Source organism: Chryseobacterium ginsenosidimutans (assembly GCF_039536845.1).
Classification (GTDB): domain Bacteria; phylum Bacteroidota; class Bacteroidia; order Flavobacteriales; family Weeksellaceae; genus Chryseobacterium; species Chryseobacterium ginsenosidimutans_B.
Map to the genome: position 1 here is coordinate 1,438,029 of NZ_BAAAZJ010000003.1, position 25,041 is coordinate 1,463,069.

Sequence of the window (25,041 nt, forward strand, 5' to 3'; positions counted from 1 at the left end):
GAATTTCTTTATATAATTTTTTGTAAAGAAAAATTTCCAATAATTGGATTCTCATTTTGATTAATCCGCATACTTTAGAATAATTTTAACAGCAGTTCTCTATATTTTGAGCCTCTTTTTTAAGGGGTTTATTTTTTTATTTAAATTCGAAATTTGTTCTGTTGGTAATAATGGTAACCCGGTAATGTTGAACTACGTTTTCATTGTGTAAAAGAAAATGATAACCTTTTGTTCTGCATAAGCTGGAAAGTCAACAATATCTTAAGGCTCATAATGAAAGACAGCCGATTTTTTCAAAATATTGAGAAATTGCTTAATAATGAGACCGCGAATTTTATATTGTCTGTGAATAATATCAGTTAAAATTAATCATTCTAAATGTATGTGTGAAATTCAGAATTAATTACAATTTTCTAAGAATTCAAGATGCGAGGTGTGGTTTTCATTGTTCATCTTTGTGTGATAACATTAAAAAAAATCAAGAATGTCAACACACGATGTAAAAGGAAAAGTGGTATTGATTGCCGGGGGAGGTAAAAACCTTGGCGGATTATTAAGCAAAGATTTTGCAGCAAAAGGAGCAAAATTAGCAATACATTATAACAGCGAAGGGTCTAAAGCCGAAAGTGAAAAAACATTGGCGGAAGTTCAGGCTTTGGGAGCGGAAGCGTTTTTATTTCAGGGAGATTTAACTAAAGTAGAAAACGTTACCAAATTATTTGATGAAACAATTGCCAGATTTGGCGGTATTGATATCGCAATAAATACAGTAGGAATGGTGCTAAAGAAACCATTTGCAGAAACTACAGAAGCAGAATATGATTTGATGTTTGGCATTAATTCCAAATCAGCATATTTCTTTTTGCAGGAAGCAGGTAAAAAACTGAATGATAACGGTAAAATCTGTACTATTGTGACTTCATTATTAGCTGCTTATACAGGATTGTATTCCACATATGCAGGTGCTAAAGCTCCGGTAGAGCATTTTACAAGAGCAGCTTCTAAAGAATTTGGGAGCAGAGGGATTTCTGTAACTGCTGTTGCTCCGGGACCAATGGATACTCCATTTTTCTACGGACAGGAGAGTGCTGATGCAGTTGCTTATCACAAATCTGCTTCAGCATTAGGTGGCTTGACGAATATTAAAGATATTGCACCGCTGATCGAGTTTTTAGTAACTGACGGTTGGTGGATCACAGGGCAGACGATCTTTGCCAACGGAGGTTATACTACACGATAAATCATAAAAAAACAGCTGCTAAATTTAGCAGCTGTTTTTACTTTACACAACCTCTTGTTTCATTTCATCTTTTTTAAGCTGACTTATGAAATAGGAAGGAGTGACTCCGGTTTCTTTTTTGAAAATGACAGCGAAAACTTCCCGGGATGAAAATCCGGAAACATCTGCCAGATAACTTATTTTATATTCGCGGAAAACAGGAGTTTCATATAACTTGCTGGTTATATAATGTATCCGCAAGCCGTGAAGGTAATTGTTGAAATTTTTACCTCGGTGTTGCTTTATAATTTCTGAAAGATATCTTGGGTTTGTATTCAATAAACTTGATAAAGAGGAAAGATTCATGTCTTTTTTCAGGAATTTTTCAGATTTTTCAAATTTAGAGAGTTTGTTTAATAGGGAAGCGGTGGTATCTTCAGAGATATTTATGGCACTTTCGGGACCTTTATTTTCAATTTTAATTAAAACAGGTTCAGTTTCTCTTATTTTTGCTTCATCTTTAAGATTTTCAATGACTGTTTTATATTTTTCATGAATTTTATTTTGATTTCTTTTCCATAAAAACCAACCGGATACAACAAGCACCAATAGGATAATGCAGGAAATAATAATGATATGTAATTCGTTAGCTTTATGTACCTTATCTTGTTTTGAACTGATTTTTTTAATCGTTTTATCTGCGGATAATTTACTGGTATGAGCTAAACTGTCGCTAAGATTGGTATAAAGAGACATATATTTAATCGTAGAATCTTTATTTTTTATAGCTTCATAAGAGTTGGTTAAAGTCGCATAGGCAGCAACTCTTGCAGAAGGAGATTTGGCTTTTTTCTCGAGTTTTATGACTTGTCTTGCATAGCTAATTGCCTCTGTATTCTTATTTTGTTCCGAATAAAAATTACCTAAATAATTTAAAATAGGGATTTTATCTACTTTAAGTTCGGTAAACTTCCTGCTATTGATCGTATTTAATGAATTTTTCAAATATTCTTCTGCAATATCCAGCTTTTGAGGCTTATACATCATCGCATAAAACATTCCCATATTCATATAAAGATAAGAGATCATGTCATATTTCTCATCAGTTTGTAGCATATTGCTTTTATTGTCGGTGATTTGTTTGGCTTCTTGTAAACTTCTCTTGAAATAGGATAAAATGGTATCCTGATGTGATTTTTTAGGAATATAATAACCTGCAGCCAATCCTTGATATATAAGCGACATATGATAATGTTTCCTATTGGCATCTGTAAGTTTGCTGACGTAATATTTGGCATTTTGAAGTTCCTTGTAATTTTCATCAAAAAGACCAAGTGAAGAAAGATCAGTTGCCCTTTGAATAATTGCTGTAGAAATATATTCATTATCATTGATTTCTTTTGCCAGCTTTTCCAGTTCTTGAGAATATTCGATCGATTTTTCATCTTCTCCGATACTGTGATAGAGAATCATTAATTTTTTTGTGCTGGCTATAATACCTTCTTTATAATTAATACTTTTCGCATCCTTATTTATTTTTAAAAATAAAGCTAAGGTTTTGTTTTGATCAAGAGTGTTTTTTTTACTTAATACAATCTCTCTGTCAATGCTTTCTTTTGTGATTGTTCGATTGCCAACCTGGGCGTAATAAAGACCGAAAATCAAACTAAATAGTAAAGGATAAAATTTTTTTATAAACATCATTGTATTGTTTTTTTTAGATTACAATTTTAGTGCTATTTAGCTAATAACCTGTGTTTGTTTTGTAATATATTCCGAAATTATAACTTTAGAATAATGGTTTAATGTGTTGGTTTTTAGTTTCTTGTTTGTTATAGCAGCATGAATTTTAATAAATCGTCTGTTGTGTTATTTAACCGAAATATTTTTTCTTTTCCCCATTGAAATTTTCTAAGTTAAAAATACGACTTATTTTAATGCGCAATGATATAATTTATTAATAACAAAGTGATTATTGATGAATTGTTTAAGTTTTAATTTCCGAATTTACAACCCATATTGTTTTGAAGTGGTCTGTAAAAGTTTCTATCATTGCATTGTAATCCAATGAATAATTGAATTAATTCTGAGTCTTCGTTATACAGATTCTAAAAACACACACACTCAACAATGATTAAAAATTTATTGCTTTTGAAAAAAATGCGTTTTATCCAATTTACATTTAGTAACACTTAAAAAAAATTGATGATGAAAAAACACTATTTTATTTCCCTATTACTTTTTGAGAGTTTATTCTATGCTCAAATAGGTATTGCCCCCAATCCCGCCGATCATGAACCACATCAGAACTCCATTCTGGATGTGAAATCTTCAACACCTTCAAAAGCAGTATTGCTTCCCGTCGTTTCACAGATCAGTAATGCAGCAGATCCGGATAATGATAACAATTTTAAGGGAGCAGTTGCGTACAGTAAGGATAATGGTACAATTTACGAGCATGACGGAACCAATTGGTCGAGTATCTATAATTATGTTGTAGATATCAGACCACAGTATTTTGCCCATTTTTCGCGTTCATCCAACCTCAGTCTTTCCTGTAATGGTGGATTTCTTCCTCCGTATGGCTGTACAGCTTCAGGAATTGTTTCGCTTGTAAACAACGGAAGTTCTGATTTTCAGGGAAGTTCTATTAACCTTTCTTTAGCGTCTAATGTTGTAACAGTAAACGAAACGGGTTTATACAGAATTACTTACAGGTCTTATGCAACTTTCAACGGACTGAATACAGATGAAATTCAGTTGAGACTCCAAAAAGCAATGGCTGCAACTCCAACTGTATTCTCAACAATTGATTTTAAATCTTTTACAAGTGACAATGACAATTTGGGATATTCGCCCGTGTTCAACGGATCGATCGTTCTACAAGTGAATGCAGGAGAAAAATTCCGTTTGCAGGGTTTCATGCAATCAGGATTTTCACCTTTGGTTAACTCGTCTACCAGCTTCCAAAATAATAATACTTATGGAACAGGTGAGTTGATTTTCGAGAAAATTGTTTTATAAATCATTAATTCTAAAATTATGTATCCTAAAATATATTTATCGGCAGCAGCCTTACTGGCTGCAACGTTTTTCAATGCACAGGTAATGATTTCGAAAACAGCTGGTTCTGCTCATCAAAACGCTTTATTAGACATAAAAGATGCCAATAAGGGTGTAATTTTTACCCGTGCTGAGAATATTACCACTTTTCCATTATATAATAATGCCCAGGAAGATTATTTTAATGATGAAGCTGCTCTGGAAGGTGCGATTTTGTACAATAAAGAAGACAAACAATATTATAAATACGATGGAAACACCTGGATTCCTGCGCTTCAGCTCGGAGGGTGGTATAATCCCTTTTTAACAAGAAGGAAAGCAGCCAATTCAAAAACATGGAATTGTTTAGGAGTACAGGTTCCCAATCCTTTTCCGCCATTTACTCCAATAACTGTAAGTACATGCAGTGTTTTAGCACTTTTTGGAAGCAATAGCAAACAGACAATTTCGCTGTCGCCAACTACAAACAGGTCTCAATTATTAGTAAACAACCTGAATACTACAATGCCAACAAGCGGTAGCGATAATGTAATCCAAATACCACAAGCCGGATTGTATCATATTTCCGGAGTTACAGGATTTGGAGGATTTTCATTAGGTTCTTTGGGAAAAGATGCTACGTTTTGGGTAAGTATTGATGTCAGTTATGATGGAGGTACAAACTGGTCGACACTGGCGTTTGAGGAAACGAAGCTATATGGCGGAATTTTTATCGACTTAGGGCAGGGAGGAAATAAAAGTGCAAGCGTTTCTGCTTCTGTTACATTACCTGCAAACTCCCGTATCAGACTTCAGGCTGCTGTAAATACGGATTCTGTAATATCTACTTTTTCAAATTCGGTAGATCATAGAGAAACCTTTGTTAATATTCAAAAATTAAGATAATCCCATAAAATTAAACACATGAAAAAATATTTAGCATTTATAGGTATGTTGGGATTTATGACGGCAAATTCCCAGGTTGTTATAGGTGGATCAACACTTTCCAGCAGCAACACTCAGCTGGAACTTCAAAATTCCGGGCAAAAAGTACTGATTCTTCCTGTTGCTGAAAACGAAACGATATTACCGAAATACAACAGTTCTCAACCTGATAAATATGATGACGATGCCACAATGGAAGCGATGCTGATGTACAATAAAGGGGAAAGTCTTACCAAAGTTTATGACGGGACAAAGTGGGAACAAGCTTTTAACGCTAAAAATAAATCAACAACATGGACGCGGGCAAATATTAACAGTACAAATATGACCTGCTTGTCAACTTCCGATCTTTTCGGACAGCTTTTACAGCTTTGCAGTTCTAATAATCTGAAATTTTCTGTTCCCGCAAATAGTTCTCAATTTTCTGATTATCTGTCTGTTGTAAGAGATTCTGAAACCTTCAGGATAAGACAGAAAGGATTATACAGGATTAATTTTAATGTATTATTCAGTGGTTTTACAGCAGGATTTGATTTTAATGGTGCCAGAATTACAATAGTTGTTGTGGTAAATGGAGTAGAGAAGGCATATATGTCCGGTAAAGCATCACCTTTTATCAATGTAGGAAATTACCTTGTTTCTACAGATGGCGTTTTATTTTTGGATGTTAATAATGATGTTACTTTTCGTTTGGTTCTGGACGGTTCATCATGGTCAATCAGCAGTTATAATTTTGGTGGAACAGCCGAAAGCAACGTAAGTATCGAAAGGGTATTATAAATCAGGCTGGATTATTCTGAAAACACAAATGAAAATTTATTTATAAACATTATTTGGTAGAAAATGCAACAAGATAACTATGAAATACTTGTAGGAAAAACAATCTTAGAAGCTCAGTCTTTACTGAAACTAAAAGGGTATAAAATCGAAAAGATACAATCTGTTGGATATGAATGTACTCTGAAAAGATATTTTTTCGGATTAATTAAAAAAAGGCTGTTTTTATACTGTACAGATAATACGGATAACAAAATAAGAGATATTTATGTTACCACTTATTAAAAAACACAAATTTTAAATATAATATATTTTATTCATGATTCTTGATCTGAAAAATATCCACATGGGAAACCTGATAAGTCAGCGTGTGAAAGAAAGGGGATTCGATTCATTCCGTATATGTAAATTTTTAAAATGTACAGATCCGGAATGGAAATCAATGCAATCCCAAAAATCTTTGGATACTGATATTGTATTGAAACTAAGTATTTTACTTGAATATGATTTTTTCAGGATTTATTCACAATATTTGATTTTATATGCTCCTCAAGCCAACGTTCATTATAATAATGTTGCCAATAAGCAATCCTTACTACCATATTACAGAAAAAATATTTACACCAAAGAAGTGGTAGATTTTATTTTGGAGCAGATAGAAAATGGAGCTAAGACAAAAGCACAGATTATAGAAGAGTACAAAATTCCCAAAACGACTCTGTATAAATGGATAAGCAAATATCATCAGTTTAAAAAACAAGAATGAAGATATGGAAAAAACACCTGATTATAAAAAAATATACAGCGATATGATTAATTTAAAATATCCTGAAAAAAAAGAAAGATGCAGTCAATTATTATCTAAATCTAGCTTGTCAACACTAGATATTATAGAAATGAGTAAAATTCTTTTCAATAGAAACTCTAAAGAAAGCTCTGAATTCGACCAAAAGCATCGTTCTTACAATGAAGAAACAATTTTTCAAATATTAGAATATCAGAAAAAAAATAAGTTGAATAACTCCGAACTTGCCAGACATTTTAAACTAAGCAGGAATACTGTCACAAAATGGAAAAGTCAGTTTTTAGTGTAAGGATTGTAAATTCTGTTATTCCAAAAAAATATTGATAATCAGCTTTTTGTTATTACATCAAATACATTCCAATACCCAATTACAAAATATATTGACTCTTTCTTACTTAAAAAAGAGTCAATTTTTACAACCGAACTCAATAGTGATACATTTTTAAAAATAATAAGGATTTTCTGAATGTAATCTTCATTGGTTCAATTATTAAACATAATTAAATACATATAAAATGAATGAAAAATTGCCCTCGTTGGTACTTATAGTTTCATCATTAGTTTCTGCCCAAATAGGAATTAACAATGAAAATTGTAAAGAAACCACTGATCCACCAACCAGAGGTTCTTCTGTAAACTCTGAAATAATCACATTTCCATCTTTGAATGATAAGGGAAATGAGACAAATGATCTGCTTTATGAAATCATCTTCTAAACCGACACTATTATAATAATTTAAATTTCACAAAAAACAGATGAATAAAAAAATAAATAGAATAATACTGCTGTCAATATTTTCTTGTTGTATTGGTTCAGCCTATGCTCAAACCGGGATAGGCACCAGTAATCCACAAGGAGCTCTGCATATAGATGGTACTAAGGATAATGCAACAACAGGAACACCAACAGCAGCGCAGGTAGCTAATGATGTTCTGATAAACAAGACAACTGGTTTTATAGGTGTAGGTGTTCTCAACCCACAGGTAAAGCTAGATATGAGATCTGCAGGTATAGAAAATGCTTTAGGTTTAGGAACTACAACGATGAGTGCCGCTGCAGCTGCCGCAGGTGCTATTCGATATGATGCAGTATCACCTCTTGGTACCGGTCCTGCAATAGATGTATCCGATAACTTATCGTGGAAAAGAGTCTATGTTGCGCCTCAAAAAGCAGTAGTGGTTGAACGTAAAATTTCATCGCTTGCAATAGCACCTGCAGGTACTGATATTACCGGTTGGACTGAAGTTCGTGATATGAGCAGCAGTTTCGATCCGGCAACAGGTATTTTTACTGCTCCCCGTAATGGCACTTACACTTTTTTATTAACCTTTGATTTTGTTGGTACCATTATTAATGATGGTTCCAGAGTAGAGTCGCAGTTTGTGAATACTACTACAAATGTAGTGCTGGCAAGTGTTTATAAAACATTCGGACAGTCAATGACAGGTGATACTTCCGCCGGTGGAGACGGTTCGGGTAGTATCCGGTCTACCCAGGCCGGAGGTTCCAGTACCGTTACACTTACCTTAAATGCTGGTACAACGGTAAAGGCAAAGTTGCTTCATACTCTTACAAGCGGTTCTATTGCACTTAGAGTTACCAGTAATTCTTCAGACCCCGCAAATCCGGATGATGGGTTTAATAATTTAACCATTATAGAACATTAAAAGACAGATTATGAAAAAGAAAATTAATATCAGATATAAATTGTTGGCTTGTATTTTAATTTTTTCTGCCGGTACAATAGCTGCACAAACAGGTTTTTTTACTCCCAATCCTGTACATCCTCTGCAAATAGATGCTGCAAAAGATAATGGTACTACACCGGATGCCGCAAAGCTGTCTAATGATGTGATCATGACATCGGATGGTAAGTTAGGAGTTGGGCTTTTAAATCCTGTAACAAAAGTAGATGTTCGCTCGCCGGATAATAAAGGACTTATTGGTGTTGGAACTAATACGCAGACTCCAGTTGCGGCCGGAGCTGGTGCTATACGTTATAATAGTGGTGGTTTTTTAGATTATTCTGATGGGGAACAATGGATTGCTTTACCACTTACGGCACCAACCAAGGCACTTGTTAATGCTTATATTGATACAGGCGTAAGTGTTCCTTCAGGTACTTCTACTATTATAAAAGGCTGGAAAGAAGCTTTTGATGCAGGTAATGATTTTGATACTACCAATAGCATTTTTACTGCACCACGTGATGGTTTTTATCTGGTATCTTTCAGTATTACTTTAACCAGCAATAGTATAGCCAGAAACAGCTATATAGAAACAGCAATAGAAAGTGTTTTAGGTTCTTCAGGTACCGGTATGGCTACTACAATTCCAAAATTTATAACGGTAAATTCTTATCCTGCATACCAAGCTACCATAGTAAGTAATTTTATAAGTGGTAATTGCAACGCTATTTTCCAGCTTAAGGCAGGTAACCAGATTCAGTTTTCTGTTAAGCAGACTACGGGTAGTGCAAGAAATACTGTTTCTGATCGAACATTAAATAATTTCAGCATCAGCGAATTATAAAAAGTATAACAATGATAATATTACAAAATAAAATAAAAAGCTTAGTTGGTACTTTTATACCTGTGTTATTTTTTGTAACAAACGCCAACGCTCAAATAGGAATAGGTGTACAAAATCCTGTAAATCCTGTAGAAATTAAAACAAATGCAGGAAATGTAATTGTAGATAATACAGGTAAAATAGGAGTGTTGATCACGAGTCCGAAGGTAGCGATAGATCTACGCTCTGGTACTAATGGTTCTTTAGCGGTAGGAAATACCAACAAAACAGCCGCAGCCGCCGGTGCAGGTGCATTACGCTATGTTGCAAGTCCTGCAATTGGAGTAAAGGGTTATTTGGAATTTTCGGACGGTACAAATTGGGTTAGTTTTTATCCTAAAGGAAAACCACGTATTGTAGTAATGGCAAATAAAACTACACAGGATACTTATGTATTTGAAAGCGGAACTCCTTCAGAAATAGGTACAAAATCAGGTATTATGCAGCGTAGATCGTCTTATTTAACCAATTGGACAGAAGTATTAGATTCCGACTCAGGTGTGTCAACTTCTAATTTCAATCCGGCTACAGGTGAGTTTATAGCGCCACGAGCCGGTGTATATTTTGCCACATTTACCTATGCATTGCAAGCTGCTAATGTAAATACAGGAGCTAATAACCAAACAGAAGCCATTTGGGAAGTTAGAAATTCATCAGGTACGATTACTCAAAGGGTAAAAACCAATAATGGTTATGCTTCGGATTCGGGAGCTGGTGCCTCTAATCAAGTGCCTGTAGGTTCTGCCTGTACGGTAAGTGTATACTTAAATCAAGGGGATAAGCTAAGACCTTTTTCCTGGATTACATTGGCTTTTACAGATACTACCTTAAGCCAGTTTGATGTTTCGGGAAGCGGGGTTTATAATGCACTCACTATAGTAGAGCAATAAAGACAGCTTTTTTAATCCAGATTTTGTGCCTTACAATCACAAATACATATTAATAGCCAAAAAAACCTTGATTTTTCAAGGTTTTTTTATTTAAATGCAACTGTTGTGAGTATTTAATTCAAGTGATTAAAATTTATGTTTAGACTCTTAATATCTGCGACCTTTGCAAAAGTTTTAAAAGGTCTATCATATTGAATTTTAATACTTTCGATTATTTTATTGTCAACATTGTCGTCAAACTTTCTGGCAAAAAGATGATTTCCGGTCTGAAGGAAGTTCAAATCAGTTTCGGTGAACGTTTTCGGGCGTAATTTAATATCGCCATCGGGAATCCAGATGATGGCTCTTTTATCGTCATCGATCAGAATACCGTCAAAAGAAGTATTCATTAAAACCGTTTGGAAGAAAGCTTCATCAGCAATTAAAGTATTCAGATAATAATCTTCAAATTTCTTCACTTCCATATTATTACTGATAAATTCGCAGCAGCTTCTCGTTAAGATCATCCATTGTCCTCCGATATAAGGAACAACGTCTTTCATGAATTCTCTTTTATGCGTTTTATCCGAAATTTTATCCTCCGTTTCTTCGAAATAATTTTCAATCCTGTTCATTGTTTCAGGTCTGTTTTTTTCCTGATCGGCAAATTTTATGTAATTTTTTCCATTGTTTTGAGATAAAAAATCTTTGATTATTTTTTGTGATTTTAAAGGGTAATCCTGACCGCTCAGATTAATGAAATAATCCCATTTTGCGTCCATTTCCAGCAGATATTTCATGCCGTCCAATTCTGCCTGTACCATGCTGTAGCCTCCCCAGATTACATTTTCGCTTTTAAGAATATGTACATTCGGGTATTTATATAGAAAATCTGTTACCTCTTCCCCGATTTGTTCATTTGCTTTTTTATCAATGTGAATAAGATAAAAATTAGAAGGATCGTAGATGGCTTTAAAAAGTTTTTTGAATTGATTGGGTAAACGGTGTACTAAAATCAAGTAAGCAATATTGATAGGTTTCATCGGGATATTTCCGATGCTGTGTCCATCGCTCTCGCTTATATAAACATTTTTCAATTTTATTTAATTTAAATTTTTAATGTTTACAACTTATTTTATAAAGTATTAATAGACATTTTTATAAATATACAACAATTAAATGGTATTTTTGTTTAAAATTGTTTCTAATTAACTGAATGGATGATTTAATTTCAAATTAAAGAGGTGTTTTTTGAATTAAATTAAATGAGTTTAGAATAAAAATATAAAAAAATTAAAAGACATACATCCGGCTAAATATTTAAAATGAGTATTTATAAGAGTATAAAAGATTAATTTTGGTTAATTCTCACAAATTTTTTCTCCACAATTAGGCTGGAATTACCATAAAACCTATATTTGCACCCTAAATTTTAAAAATAATGAAAGAACTAATTGAAAAAATCAACGCGGAATTTGAAGCTTTCACAACTGAAGCAAACCAACAAGCAGAAAAAGGAAACAAAGCAGCTGGAACAAGAGCTCGTAAAGCAGCTTTGGAACTAAGCAAACTGTTCAAAGATTTCAGAAAAGTTTCTGTTGAAGAATCAAAAAAATAGTTATTCCCGAACCGGCTTTTTAAGTCGGTTTTTTTTATTTCTCTTCATTATTATTCAGCTTTAATTTTTCTTTTATTTAAGGCAATTTTCTCCTTTTATTTTATATTCCGACCGAATCTTTTTATCTTTAAACCAATCAATAAAACTATGAAGATAAACAGATTTTTTGTGATGCCCGCGATGGTTGTGGCAACACAATTTTCTTTGGCTCAGACGACTGCTATTTCTCAGGAAAAGCTTAATCCGGTTGTTCAGAGTTTCGTGAATGAAGTGAATAGTAATTCTCAGCTGGAAAACATGGCTTTTGAACTTCTTGACGGAATCGGACCGCGTTTGGTAGGCACTCCTGAAATGTTGGCGGCAAATAACTGGACGGCAAATAAGCTTCGTTCCTGGGATATTGAAGCCAATCTGCAGCAATTCGGAACATGGAAAGGATGGCAAAGGGGAATTACGCATGTTGATATGATTTATCCTCGTGTAAAAACTTTGGCTGCAACACAGTTAGCCTGGAGTCCTTCAACTAAAAAAGCAATTGAAGCTGAAGTAACTATCCTTCCGAAAGTGTCTTCAAAAGCTGAATTTGATAAATGGCTTCCTTCTGCGAAAGGAAAGATCGTTTTAATTGCTCAATATCAAAAAATCGGTCGTTCTGATGAGCAAATCAAAGAATTTGCAACTCCCGAATTATATGAAAAACTAAAAGCAGAAAAAGCAAAGGCAACAAAAGATTTTACTGATTACGTGAAAAGTATTGGCTATGATAACAATACACTTCCTGAAGCTTTAGAAAAAGCCGGAGCTGCAGGGATTTCCATTTCCAACTGGACGGGAATCATGGGAGCGAACAGAATCTTCGGTGCAAAAACTACAAAAATTCCAATGATCGATATTGATGTTGAAGATTATGGAATGCTGTGCAGAATGGCTGAAAACGGTCAGAAACCGAGAATTAAAGTTGAAACTCAGTCAAAAGTACTTCCTGAAGCGAAAACTTTCAACACAATCGGAATGATCAAAGGAAAAGAAAAACCAGATGAATATGTGATTCTCTCTGCTCATTTAGATTCTTGGGATGGTGCCCAAGGTGCGACAGACAACGGAACAGGAGTTCTTACAATGCTTGAAACGATGAGAATTCTGAAAAAATATTATCCAAATAATAAGAGAACAATTGTTGTTGGACTTTGGGGAAGCGAGGAACAGGGTTTAAACGGATCGAGAGGTTTTGTAGCCGATAATCCTGAAATTATTAAAGGAGCTCAGGCTGTTTTCAATCAGGATAACGGAACGGGTAGAGTAGTGAACATAAGCGGACAAGGTTTTGTGAATGCTTACGATTACATCGGGAAATGGCTGAATGTCGCTCCTAAAAATGTTAAAGATCAGATCAAAACAGATTTTCCGGGAATGCCTGGAGGAGGAGGTTCAGATCATGCTTCATTTGTTGCAGCGGGAGTTCCCGCATTTGGTCTGGGTTCTTTGAATTGGGGATATTTTGGCTACACTTGGCACACGACCAAAGATACTTATGATAAAATTATTTTTGATGAGGTCAAAAATAATGTGATTCTTACAGCAACTTTAGCTTACATGGCTTCAGAAGATCCTGAATTTACAAGCAGGGAAAAGAGAGCAATGCCTCTTGACGACAAAGGTCAGGTTACAAAATGGCCGGAAGTGAAAAAACCGATAAGGGATTCTAAGGATTTTAGATAATAGAAAATATAAATTTCAGAATAATTAATAAAAAGGCAATCTGATAACACTTTTTAAATAAGACAGATTTAATAATTTAGCAAAATAATTAAAATTTAAAATGAAACTAATACCTACAATTTTAACAGTTTGCACTGTAATATCAAGCAATTTTGTTTTTTCTCAAAGCACAAACGAAACTAAAGGTAAAGAAATTATTGAGAAAGCTGTTAAGGCTACAGGGGGCAAAGAGCTTCTGAACAGTATAAAAACTCTTTATTCTAAGTCTTCCACAATAACAGATGGAAGAAATGTGAATTATATCACAAAAGAAATGGCTCCAAATATGGGAAGCTTTGAGGTAGAATATCAGGGAAGAATTGTTTACAGGTCTTGGTTTGACGGTAAAACAGGCTATAATATGGTAAACGGCGAGAAAAAAATTGCAGATCAGGAAGAGTTTAAGGATAAGCTCGATAGAAAATATATTATGAATGAATTGGCTTATCTGGATCCTACAATATATAATGTTGAGTTTGTAGAAACAGATAATGACCAAAAGCTTCATAAGATAAAAGCAATAGCTAAAGATGGAAGCATAACCAATTTATATTACGATACTGAAAGTTTTTTATTAAAAAAAGAAGTCAAAGAAAACCCTTCAAAGGGTTCTTTTTCCACCATTCTTTGTAATGAATATAAAAAATTTGGAGATCTTCTTTACTGCTCAAAAAATACATTTCAGTCTGAGGATGGAGATCAGGTAGTAACCTTAATTGACTTATATTACAACAAAGGCATTAAAAGAGCTGATTTCAAATATTAACCCTAATAGATATAATAATCTTCAATAACAAAGAGCGGCTTACTCAATAAGTCGCTCTTTATTTTGGTGTTGTTCTATATCCAGCAGGCTTCTTATTTCATCTATTTTGCTTTCTTTTACAATATAAGTTTTACAGATTTCATTGTTGAGATGCATACTGAAATTCATTCGGGTTCCTGTCCGTCTTCCCATAGCAACAGTTTTTACAGTATATTCTGAAAAAACAGGATAGAAATTGGCCAGACATAAAAGATTTCTTTGTAGTGATTTTAATAATTTAGGATAATTTCCCTCATCATCAATTACTTTCATTCTGAAGATTTTCTTTCCTAAAGTTGTTCCCCAATAAAATTCAGTGATCGTTCCAAACATAATTACACAAGGAATAGAAAGTAAAATACTGACAATAAGAACTTTATTGAATATAAAATGAAAAATTAAAGTAAACACAGCCATATCGATCCACTTTGCAAATAATCTTTGGGTTTCATTTCCTTTAAAACCAGGATTATAGGCTAAATAATATTCATAAGCGTGATAGATTCTTTTCCCGTACTCGTCGAAATCCGGAGTCGGTCTGTGGATGATTTTTCTTTCTTTAATTTCTGATATTTTCAAGCCCGGCTTTTTATAAAATCATACTCAACTGAATTCTTTTTCTTGCCTCATCAATTTCCGTTACTCTTACCTGAACGTGCTGATGGAGTTTTACCACCTCATTCACATCAGAAACGAAACCGTCTTTTAATTGAGAAATATGAACGAGCCCGCTTTCCTTAATTCCCAAATCTACAAAACATCCGAAAGCTGTGATATTATTTACAATTCCTGGTAAAACCATTCCGATCTTTAGGTCTGTGATCTTTCTTATATTCGGATCAAATTCAAAAACTTTAGCTGCTTTTCTTGGATCTAATCCTGGTTTTAAAAGTTCTTTTAAAATATCATTAATACTTAAAATTCCGATATCTTCTGTGATATATTTTTCAGGTTGTACCAATGCGATTTTTTCTTTATTGGCGATCAGTTCATTGGTTTTAATTCCAAGATCTTTTGCCATTTTTTCTACAATTCCGTACGCTTCCGGATGAACTGCAGAATTGTCCAAAGGATTTTTAGCATTATTAATTCTCACAAACGCAGCTGCCTGCTGAAAGGCTTTTTCTCCTAATCTTGGAACTTTTTTCAATTGTTTTCTGTCTTTGAAAGCTCCATTTTCAGCCCTGTAATTGACAATATTTTCTGCCATCTTTTCACCGATTCCTGAAACGTAACTCAATAAAGATTTACTTGCTGTATTTAAATTAATTCCGACAGAGTTTACACATTTCATGACCGTAGAATCCAATTCATTTTTCAATTGAGTCTGATCGACATCATGTTGATATTGTCCGACTCCGATGGATTTTGGATCGATTTTAACCAACTCTGCCAAAGGATCAGCCAATCTTCTTCCGATAGAAACCGACCCACGAACCGTCACATCATAACTTGGAAATTCATCTCTCGCAATTTTACTCGCAGAATACACCGAAGCTCCGGCTTCCGAAACTACGAAAACCTGCAAAGGTTTGTCGAACGCAATTTTTTTAATAAAAAACTCTGTTTCACGGCTTGCTGTTCCGTTTCCGATGGAAATCGCTTCGATATTATAAGCATTCACCATCGAACGGATTTTTTTCATTGCCATTCCGCTTTCGTTTTGAGGAGCATGAGGATAGATGGTTTCGTTGTGCAAAAGATCTCCTTTTTCATCTAAACAAACCACTTTGCAACCGCTTCTGTAACCAGGATCGATCGCCAGAATCCTCTTTTCTCCCAAAGGTGGAGCGAATAACAGTTGTGTTAAGTTTTCAGAGAAAATTTCAATGGCTTTTTTATCGGCTTTTTCTTTTGCTTCCTGTAAAGTTTCATTGGAAATAGCAGGTTCCAATAACCTTTTATAACTGTCTTTTATGGCTAATGAAATCTGTTCTGATGTTTCGTTATTAGATTTAATAACTGCATTTTCAATAAAATCAATCGCCTCTTCTTTATCGATTCCGATATTTGTTTTTACAAAACCTTCTGTTTCGGCTCTCAACATGGCTAAAAGTCGGTGTGAAGGCATTCTGTTCAGGCTTTCTTCCCATTCGAAATACTGAGAGAATTTCTGGGCATCTTCTTCATCTTTTTTAGCTTTAACCACTTTTGAAGTGACAACGGCTTTTCTCTGGAACAGTCGGCGAAGGTTTTTTCTTACATACATATTTTCATTGATCCATTCTGCCATGATGTCTCTTGCGCCCTGCAAAGCTTCTTCTTCAGATAAAACCTGATCATTCAGATATTTTGAGGCTAAAAACTGCAAATCCTGAACTTTCTGGCTCATGATCATTTTCGCTAAAGGTTCCAGACCTTTTTCTTTGGCGGCATCGGCTTTGGTTTTCTTTCTTTTTTTGAAAGGTAAATACAGGTCTTCAAGTTCCTGGATATCGAAACTTTCTTCAATTCTTTGTTTGAATTCGGGAGTTAAGGCATTTTGTTCCTCGACAGACTTTAAAATAGTCTCTTTTCGTTTTACAATTTCTTCAAACTGTTTATTAAGCTTTGAAATCTGTTCGATCTGTATTTCATCAAGATTTCCGGTTTTATCTTTTCGGTAGCGTGAAATGAAAGGAATAGTGCAGTCTTCTGCTAATAATTGAAGGGTTGCATTGATACTTTTATCTGATATATTGAGAGTTTGCTGTATATAAGTAATTGTGTTCATCCGAAAATTTTGAATGGCTAAAGTACTGACTTTTTTATAAAATAATTTACTTTTTTCTTCTAGATTTGGTTTAGAATTCTGTAAAATATAAGACTTGTTTAAACTTTTATTTTGACTACAAATTTTAGACACTTAAGTTATTTTAAGTTTAATTAAAACCGTAAAAAGATCACTTAAGTTTTTAAAAATCGTTGATTTTTATTCTTTTGTAAAGTACTGTTTTACGTAATGATTTTCCACAAGGTTTGTCATTCCATAGGAATCTAAGATCGAATTTTTTCAAATAGATCTTTAAAAACTTTGCATAGATTCCTACGGAATGACAAACTATGTGTTTATTTCCAAATGTTGAAACAAACACAAATAGCGAGTGCGGAAAGCGGGAAAAGCTTCAAATAAAAAAATTTAAACAAGTTTATTATTTAATTATTTCATTGTAATAAATAGGAGTGTAGTCCTTTTCATCATAACCCATAATGATCACTTTATAATTTTTGGCATCGTCATTATTAAAGAATTGTACTGTAACGGGTTCTTTAGACTGTGTCTGTAAAGATGGATTCCAATAAAGAACATTCCGGAAATCATGAGAAATATTGGTAAAACCTTCATCCCCGTAAACCGGATTTACAAAAGGTGTTTCTTTATCGAAACCGTTTAAAGTAATCTGTCTTAATTTTGTAGGGGCTGTAGAATCACTTACAGAACCTGTAATTCCTCCTCTTTTGGTATAAATTGCAATAGCTCCGTTTCCTCCGCCAAAACCACCTGCAAAAAAGCCTTTGATAACTTTTACCATGGCAATATCTGAGGTTGAAATTGAATTAATCTGAGAAGCATCAACCTTCATTTCGTCCAGATAAATGCTTATTTCGCTGCCTCTTAATTTTGGAATGAATTCTCCCATACTGGATTCTATGGTCAATCCGGCAACTCTGCCCTGCAACCACTGCAAAATATTGATAGATCCCTGAGCACTGTTGTTATCATTTACAAAATCAAAAATCATATCATTAGCACTTTGAAATAAAGGACCGCTTAGTTTCTCATTAAGTTCTTTGGTTTTATCTTTTTTTATGCCTTTTAACTTTACTTCTTCGATAAGAGTAGCTTTTTCATTGATTAAGCTTTGATTGTTTTTTGTTGCAATATATCTTTCTATTTGGCTGGTCGGCTGATCTTCGCCGGAACGCTGTACCAGATTGTAATTACTTTCCGGCAGACTGTTTTTGTAAGGAACGAAAGCATAATTTGGCTGGAAAATTACCTGAACCTGTTCCTTAGGTATTTTGGGATCATTCAATTGATAAGAGAATTTAATTGAATCTTCAAAAAACAAACCGTTTAAAGAGAAAAAACCGTTCGCATCAGTTTTTTTCTGATAAAATTTTATTCCCTGATTTGGTGTCTGAAACAATAGGTTCAGATCTGTATTGGGAGCCGGTTTCCCCTGAACGGAAACTTTTCCCTTATAAGAAATATAGGGTTCGGGTTTATATCTGATAACAGGATAAACTCCTGTCATGATGGACCTCCAGTCGAATCTTTTCCATTTTCCTGAAATTAAAAGAGCATCTAAAGCCTCTGAATTGTGATTTTTAGTAAAGTATTGCGATGGTGTATATATTTTTGATGTGATGTCCCCCGTTAACCATAATGTACTTAGTAAACTGTTTTCATCTTCCGAACTGTCTGAATTTCCATCAAGCACAAGAACAGTATAAGGTCTGCCATCGGAAGTTTGAGGTAACCCGAACGAGTTTGAAGCTCTCGGAGATTCATTGAGAGATAAAGATTGTAGTGCCGGGTTTTTTATTTTTAATACATCAGGCTGAACAAAACAAAGTCTCTGGGCAACAATGTTTTCCTTGTCATCAAACGCGGTAAGCTGTAAAATTCCGTTGATGAGCTGGTTTGCGGGAATAGAGTAGGTTTGCTCTAATATTTTTGTCGATTTTACTTTGAAAACCAATTGATTACTAATCGTTGCGATCACTTTATACAGTGTTCCCGGAGCAATGTTTTTTGATTTTAAAGTAAATTTAACGGCATCATTACTGCTTACAACCTGAAGGTTTATCCCTGAATCTGATACATTGGGTAAGTCGATGGACTGTTTGTTTCCTTTTGAATCATCCACGATCAACTGATATTTCGTTCCGGCTTTTGGAGTTAATGAAAATGAACCCACATTTTGATCAAAACCTTTAAATGAAGTTATCTTTACATCAGGTTTTGCTATATCTACAACATATCCGTTCCAGTCAGATGGTGGTAATCCTTTTGATTGCAGACGAACGGCAAATTTTGTATTAATACCGTCTACAAAAGTTCCGCTTTCAGGAAAAACTGAGGCTGTCCATCTCGAATTGCTGTCGATCACAAGCTTTTGAGGAGAAGAAGGATTATAAACTGTAATGGGTCTTAAAGCCTGAAAGTCTTCATTAAAATTGGTCATCCATGTTGTGTAGGCTCTGACGTAGTAAATATCTTCTTTTAAATTATCCGGTAACGTAAAGCTTCCGCTGCCTTCTCCATTAATTAAGGGAACTAATTTTTTGCTGATCTGAGTTTTATTCCTGTCATACAATTCTACAAATAAAGAAGTAGAAATCGTTGAAGGGCTGTATCCATCAAACACAAAAGATTTGAACCAGAGATTTTCCCCTGCGATATAGCTGTTTTTATTAAAAACCAAATGTATTTTTTCCTGAGGATATTTTTCTGTAAATATTTCTAAAGCGCTTTCTGCCTTATCCTGTGCTTGAAAATTACTAAAAAAACTTACAAAGAATAATAAAGGTAACAGTTTCTTTGACATAGAAATAGAGATTATTTGCGTTAAAAATAATAAGTATTAAAAGTACATGATTTGAAATTTAATACAATGCAAACGATTACAAAATACATTAAAATTTTATTAAATTATTCATCGGATTTTTAGCTTCAGTGAAGAAAATTACAGTAATTGGAAATTTATTGAATTTATTGATGTATGATAATGAAATAAAGTATTTATGTTTCTATTTTTGAAATCTCAATATGTAAAGAATGAATTTCTTGTCGGAAATTTAATTTTGTTTATATTTAGAAAAATAAACTTTTTAAACAATTTAAATAATATGAAAAAACTTAGTGTAATTGCATTAGTAGGAGTTGGATTGCTTGCGGCGTCTTGTAACAAAGAAAAATCTGCAGAAAGTGCTGCTACAGCCACAGAACAAAAAGTAGCTGAAAGCAAAGGTGAAGTATTGACGGTAGACGCTGTAAGTTCGGTAGTAAACTGGAAAGCTTTCCACAAAGGCGGAATGGCTCCTCGTTGGGGAACTCTTAGTGTAAAATCAGGAGATTTAAGCATTGAAAACGGAAATGTTGCAGCTGGAAACTTCGTAATCGATATGAACTCTCTAAAAGTTGATCCGGCTTCAGTAACTGAAAAAGATAAAAAACCTGCAGATCTTGAAGCTCACCTAAAAACTCCTGATTTCTTCGATACTGCGAAAAACCCTACATCAGAATTCAAAATTACAAGTGTAGCAGATCTTAAAGAAGCTCCAAAAGATGCTGTTGCAGGAGCAAATAAAACAGTAAGCGGAAATCTTACTTTATCAGGAAAAACAATGAACGTAACTTTCCCTGCGAAAGTTGATGTAACAGAAGGTTCAGCTTCTATCCAGGCTAAATTCACTGTAAACAGAGCAGATTGGGGAATCAAATTCGGGACTTCCGAAGCGGATCCTGCAGAATGGATGATCAGCAAAGACATCGAAATCGCTGTTGATGTAAAAGCTAAAAAATAATATTGTTAGATTATAGAATCATGGAAGCTGCCTTTTTTTGAGGCGGCTTTTTTTGTGTTTAAAAACTTTAAAAAGAAAAAGGCGAGTTGCCCCGCCTTGAATGTTTTCACAACGGAATAATCCTTATTGTGAATTGCTTTTCAAAATTATTAATACAAATATAAATGAAAAATTCTTTAATTGATTTACGGGAAACCTCATTTTTAATAATTTTTTTCTTTCTATTTTTATACAATATCAAAAACTATTAACTATGGCTAAATATATACTCGGATTAGATCTAGGAACTAACTCAATTGGATGGGCATTAGTAGAAGTTGATGAAAATAATATTCCTATCCGTATTATTGCGATGGGTTCACGAATCATTCCTTTATCAACTAGTGATAAAGAAGAATTCCAAAGAGGTTTGTCCATCACAAAGAATCAAAGCAGAACAGTAAGCCGTACTCAGAGAAAGGGATATGATCGAAAGCAACTGAAAAAAAGTGATTTAAAGAAAATCCTGAATAAATACAATGTTTTTCCTTCAGAAGAATTGTTAAAGCTTCCAATGCTTGATTTATGGAAGCTTAGAAGCGATTCTGCAAATCCAAATGAGAATATTTCTGCTGAACAATTAGGGCGTATTTTATATATGCTTAATCAAAAAAGAGGTTATAAATCTGCAAGAAGCGAAGCAAATGCTGATAAAAAAGATACCGATTATGTTCAGGCAGTCAAAGGACGTTATGCTCAGTTGAAAGACAGAAATCAAACTATTGGTCAGTATTTTTATGAAGAATTGTATAATTCAAACATAAACAATTCTTATTTCAGAATCAAGGAAGAAGTTTATCCACGAGAAGCTTATACAGAAGAGTTTGATACCATCATTAATGCCCAAAAAGATAAACATGATTTTCTTACGGATGAAGTTGTTCATCAATTAAGGAATGAGATTATTTATTTTCAAAGAAAACTAAAATCTCAGAAAGGGTTAGTAAGTGTCTGCGAATTTGAAGGTTTTGAGAAAACTATTTTTGATAAAGAAAAAGATAAAAATAAAGTAGTTTTTGTAGGACCGAAAGTCGCTCCGAAAACTTCTCCATTGTTTCAGCTTTGTCGTATTTGGGAAGTTGTGAATACGATTAGTTTAAAAATAAAAAATCCAGAAGGAAGCAAATATAAATGGGGTGAGAAAATTCCAAATTTAAAGGAAAAAGAAATTTTAGCAGATTATTTATTTAAAAATGACAGTTTAAGTTTTACTATGCTTCTTGAAATTTTAGAATTAAATAAAAATGATGTTTATGTCAATAAGCAAATTCTAAAAGGCATTAAAGGAAATGAAACTTATTCTACACTTCATAATATTTTAGGCGATAATGAACTTTTAAACTTTGATGTTTTTATCATTCCATCAAATCATACTTCAATGTTGGTAGATAAAAAGACTGGAGAAATTCTGGAAGAAAGAGCTGGTTTGGAATTGGATGCTTCAATGGAGAAAGAACCTTTGTATCAATTGTGGCATACCATTTATTCCTTGAAAGATTTAGATGAATGTAAAAATGCTTTAATCAAAAGGTTTGGATTTGATGATGAAATTGCCGATAAATTGTCTCATATTGATTTTAACAAACATGCTTTCGGGAATAAATCAAACAAATCAATGAGGAAGATTCTACCTTTTTTGATGGAGGGTTATGATTATTCTCAATCTTGCAGTTTGGCTGGTTATAATCATTCTAATTCGTTGACGAAGGATGAAAGAGAACAACAAATTACTTTAGATAGATTGGAACTTCTTTCTAAAAATAGTTTGAGACAACCTATTGTCGAGAAAATTCTGAATCAGATGATTAATGTGGTTAATGCAATTCTTGAGCAATACGGAAAACCTTCTGAAATCAGAGTTGAACTTGCACGTGCACTGAAACAAAGTAAGGACGAGCGAAACGACGCAGATTTACAAAATTCAAAAAATAAAAAACTCAATGAGGAAATCGGAAAACGATTAGCTGAATTGGGATTACCTGTAACCAAGCGATATATTCAGAAATATAAATTCATTTTCCCGTCGCTTAGCAAAAATCTGAAAGATGCTCATGTTAATAATCAATGTATTTATTGTGGAGAAACATTTAATTTAACAGAAGCTCTAAGTGGCGATGCGTATGATGTTGACCACATTGTGCCGAAAGCTTTGTTGTTTGATGATTCTCAAACCAATAAAGTATTGGTTCACAGGAAATGTAATTCAACAAAAACCAATCAAACTGCGTACGATTACATTGCTACAAAAGGCGAGGAGCAATTGCTTCTTTATTCCGAGCGGATAGATGATTGGTTCAAGAGAGGAATTATTTCCTACAGTAAAATGCAAAGGCTGAAAGTTTCACACAAAGAATATTTGGAAAGAAAAAAACTTGGAAAAGAAACGGAAACCGATAAAAAGCTTTGGGAAAATTTTATCGACAGACAATTGAGAGACACCCAATATATCTCTCGCAAATCAAGAGAAATTTTACAGAAAGTATGCAATAATGTGACAACAACAGAAGGTGGAGTTACTGCAAAACTTCGTAATTTATGGGGTTGGGACGATGTTTTGATGAATCTGCAAATGCCTAAATACAAAAAATTAGGACAAACCGTAATCAAAGAATGGACAAGCGAACACGGAAAAAGAAAACACCAAAAAGAAGAAATCGAAAATTGGACAAAAAGAGATGACCATCGCCATCACGCCATTGATGCTTTGGTGATTGCCTGTACAAAACAAGGTTTTATTCAGCGAATAAATACTTTGAATTCGAGCGAAACAAAAGATTTGATGCAACAGGAAATTAAAGAAGCTAAAAAACTTTTAGGAGAAAAGTATAATGAAAAAGAGTTTGAAAATAATAATGAACTCGTAAAAAACCATAAAGAAAGATTATCTCAATTGGACGATTATTTGCGTTTACAGAAACCTACTAAATTTGATACAAAGTATGTGGAACAAGAGGCTGACAAGGTTTTAGTTTCTTTTAAAGCAGGTAAAAAAGTTGCAACAATAACTAAATTTAAAGCAACAGGAAAGAATAAAGATACTGGAGTAATTGTTCCAAGAGGGGCATTGCACGAACAATCTGTTTATGGTAAAATAAAAGTGATTGAGAAAGATAAGCCTTTAAAATACTTATTTGAAAATTCAGAAAAGATTGTAAACCCTAAGATTAAAGTTTTGGTACAGGAAAGGCTTTTAGGAAACGAAAATAATTCTAAATTGTCTTTATCAACCTTAAAGAAAAGCCCAATTTTTCTGAATGAAGAAAAAACAGAAATTCTGGAAAAAGCATCGTGCTATAATGATGCAACCGTTTTGAAATATAAACTACAAAGTCTAAAAGCAAATCAGGCTGATGATATTGTTGATGAAAGAGTGAAATTTTTAGTAAAAGAGCGTTTAGCTCAATTTGGAAATAAAGAAAAAGAAGCTTTCAAGGATACACTTTGGTTTAATGAAGAAAAACAAATCCCAATTATTACAGTTCGGTTATTTGCTCGTCCGGATGCTAATAATTTACAGGCAATTAAAAAAGATAAAAATGGCAAAGATATCGGGTTTGTACTAACAGGAAACAATCATCATATCGCCATTTATGAAGATAAAGATAATAAGCTTGTTCAGCACAGTTGTACATTTTGGCATGCAGTAGAAAGAAAAAAATGTAATATTCCGACTGTTATTAAAAATTCATCAGATGTTTGGAGTCAATTATTAGACAAAGAACTTCCACAATCATTTTTAAGTAAACTACCTGCAGATAATCTTAATTTAAAGTTCAGTATGCAGCAAAATGAAATGTTTATTCTGGGTTTATCACAAGAAGAATTTGATGAAGCTTTAAAAAACACTAATAAATCTTTATTGAGCAAACATTTGTATTTGGTCTGGAGCATTTCTAATAACGATTATTATTTTAGACATCATTTGGAAACAAAAAATACTGAATTGAAAAATATCCCTACTGCAAAAGACTCGAAAAGATATTTTAGATTTAAAAGTGTAGGAGCACTCGTTGGAACTAATCCAATAAAAGTAAAATTAAATCATTTAGGAGAAATCACAAAAATAGGAGAGTACTAGT

At 33.6% G+C, this 25,041-nt stretch carries 21 protein-coding genes; 16 read left to right on the forward strand and 5 right to left on the reverse strand.

What is annotated here, in order from left to right:
- Positions 1–484 precede the first annotated feature (484 nt).
- Positions 485–1,240, forward strand: coding sequence for an SDR family oxidoreductase (locus ABD745_RS06770; RefSeq protein ID WP_344827076.1), 756 nt, complete (start codon positions 485–487; stop codon positions 1,238–1,240).
- 42 nt (positions 1,241–1,282) lie between these two features.
- Here ABD745_RS06770 and ABD745_RS06775 read toward each other — a convergent pair whose 3' ends face one another.
- A complete protein-coding gene (locus tag ABD745_RS06775; protein WP_344827079.1) occupies positions 1,283–2,923 on the reverse strand; it encodes a helix-turn-helix domain-containing protein in 1,641 nt (546 codons plus the stop codon).
- 501 nt (positions 2,924–3,424) lie between these two features.
- On the opposite strand from ABD745_RS06775, the gene ABD745_RS06780 reads away from it, so the two are divergent.
- From ABD745_RS06780 to ABD745_RS06825, 10 genes are all read left to right on the forward strand, one after another.
- Positions 3,425–4,243 (forward strand): hypothetical protein, encoded by an 819-nt coding sequence (locus ABD745_RS06780; RefSeq protein ID WP_344827081.1) that lies wholly within the window; start codon positions 3,425–3,427, stop codon positions 4,241–4,243.
- Positions 4,244–4,261: 18 nt separating this feature from the next.
- Positions 4,262–5,167, forward strand: a complete 906-nt coding sequence (locus ABD745_RS06785; RefSeq protein WP_344827083.1) for a hypothetical protein — start codon at positions 4,262–4,264, stop codon at positions 5,165–5,167.
- Between the two features lie 18 nt (positions 5,168–5,185).
- Positions 5,186–5,986 carry a hypothetical protein gene (locus tag ABD745_RS06790; RefSeq protein WP_344827087.1) on the forward strand — a complete coding sequence of 267 codons (801 nt, stop codon included), beginning with the start codon at positions 5,186–5,188 and terminating at the stop codon, positions 5,984–5,986.
- 63 nt (positions 5,987–6,049) lie between these two features.
- A complete protein-coding gene (locus ABD745_RS06795; protein ID WP_047400013.1) occupies positions 6,050–6,268 on the forward strand; it encodes a hypothetical protein in 219 nt (72 codons plus the stop codon).
- Between the two features lie 61 nt (positions 6,269–6,329).
- On the forward strand, positions 6,330–6,749 hold the full coding sequence (locus tag ABD745_RS06800; protein ID WP_344827091.1) for a S1 domain-containing protein: 420 nt from the start codon (positions 6,330–6,332) through the stop codon (positions 6,747–6,749).
- Between the two features lie 4 nt (positions 6,750–6,753).
- Entirely contained in the window at positions 6,754–7,077 is a 324-nt protein-coding gene (locus tag ABD745_RS06805) for a helix-turn-helix domain-containing protein (protein WP_344827094.1), read from the forward strand.
- A 247-nt stretch (positions 7,078–7,324) separates the two neighbouring features.
- A complete protein-coding gene (locus ABD745_RS06810) occupies positions 7,325–7,504 on the forward strand; it encodes a hypothetical protein (RefSeq protein WP_344827096.1) in 180 nt (59 codons plus the stop codon).
- A 280-nt stretch (positions 7,505–7,784) separates the two neighbouring features.
- Positions 7,785–8,456: a hypothetical protein gene (locus ABD745_RS06815; protein WP_344827099.1), complete on the forward strand. Its 672-nt coding sequence runs from the start codon at positions 7,785–7,787 to the stop codon at positions 8,454–8,456.
- A gap of 10 nt (positions 8,457–8,466) precedes the next feature.
- Positions 8,467–9,321 (forward strand): hypothetical protein, encoded by an 855-nt coding sequence (locus ABD745_RS06820; RefSeq protein ID WP_344827102.1) that lies wholly within the window; start codon positions 8,467–8,469, stop codon positions 9,319–9,321.
- Positions 9,322–9,332: 11 nt separating this feature from the next.
- Complete coding sequence (locus tag ABD745_RS06825; protein ID WP_344827105.1) at positions 9,333–10,250, forward strand: hypothetical protein; 918 nt, start codon at positions 9,333–9,335, stop codon at positions 10,248–10,250.
- Between the two features lie 113 nt (positions 10,251–10,363).
- Here ABD745_RS06825 and ABD745_RS06830 read toward each other — a convergent pair whose 3' ends face one another.
- The gene (locus ABD745_RS06830; protein WP_344827108.1) at positions 10,364–11,326 is read right to left on the reverse strand and encodes a beta-1,6-N-acetylglucosaminyltransferase; all 963 of its coding nucleotides are present in this window, start codon (positions 11,324–11,326) and stop codon (positions 10,364–10,366) included.
- Between the two features lie 344 nt (positions 11,327–11,670).
- Between ABD745_RS06830 and ABD745_RS06835 the strand changes: the two genes are divergently transcribed.
- From ABD745_RS06835 to ABD745_RS06845, 3 genes are all read left to right on the forward strand, one after another.
- Positions 11,671–11,847 carry a histone H1 gene (locus ABD745_RS06835; protein WP_027381692.1) on the forward strand — a complete coding sequence of 59 codons (177 nt, stop codon included), beginning with the start codon at positions 11,671–11,673 and terminating at the stop codon, positions 11,845–11,847.
- 147 nt (positions 11,848–11,994) lie between these two features.
- Entirely contained in the window at positions 11,995–13,566 is a 1,572-nt protein-coding gene (locus tag ABD745_RS06840) for a M20/M25/M40 family metallo-hydrolase (RefSeq protein ID WP_344827114.1), read from the forward strand.
- A 100-nt stretch (positions 13,567–13,666) separates the two neighbouring features.
- Positions 13,667–14,371: a hypothetical protein gene (locus ABD745_RS06845; RefSeq protein WP_344827116.1), complete on the forward strand. Its 705-nt coding sequence runs from the start codon at positions 13,667–13,669 to the stop codon at positions 14,369–14,371.
- A gap of 39 nt (positions 14,372–14,410) precedes the next feature.
- On the opposite strand, the gene ABD745_RS06850 is transcribed toward ABD745_RS06845, so the two are convergent.
- The 3 genes from ABD745_RS06850 to ABD745_RS06860 all read right to left on the reverse strand — a co-directional run bounded on the left by ABD745_RS06850 (position 14,411) and on the right by ABD745_RS06860 (position 19,944).
- Entirely contained in the window at positions 14,411–14,989 is a 579-nt protein-coding gene (locus ABD745_RS06850; RefSeq protein WP_344827119.1) for an RDD family protein, read from the reverse strand.
- A 10-nt stretch (positions 14,990–14,999) separates the two neighbouring features.
- A complete protein-coding gene (locus ABD745_RS06855) occupies positions 15,000–17,123 on the reverse strand; it encodes a Tex family protein (RefSeq protein ID WP_344827121.1) in 2,124 nt (707 codons plus the stop codon).
- Between the two features lie 418 nt (positions 17,124–17,541).
- On the reverse strand, positions 17,542–19,944 hold the full coding sequence (locus tag ABD745_RS06860; RefSeq protein WP_344827124.1) for a hypothetical protein: 2,403 nt from the start codon (positions 19,942–19,944) through the stop codon (positions 17,542–17,544).
- Between the two features lie 301 nt (positions 19,945–20,245).
- On the opposite strand from ABD745_RS06860, the gene ABD745_RS06865 reads away from it, so the two are divergent.
- Both ABD745_RS06865 and cas9 read left to right on the forward strand, forming a co-directional pair.
- Positions 20,246–20,923 (forward strand): YceI family protein, encoded by a 678-nt coding sequence (locus ABD745_RS06865; protein WP_344827126.1) that lies wholly within the window; start codon positions 20,246–20,248, stop codon positions 20,921–20,923.
- Between the two features lie 253 nt (positions 20,924–21,176).
- Positions 21,177–25,040: a type II CRISPR RNA-guided endonuclease Cas9 gene (gene cas9, locus ABD745_RS06870; RefSeq protein WP_344827129.1), complete on the forward strand. Its 3,864-nt coding sequence runs from the start codon at positions 21,177–21,179 to the stop codon at positions 25,038–25,040.
- The last annotated feature ends 1 nt before the right edge of the window (position 25,041 follow it).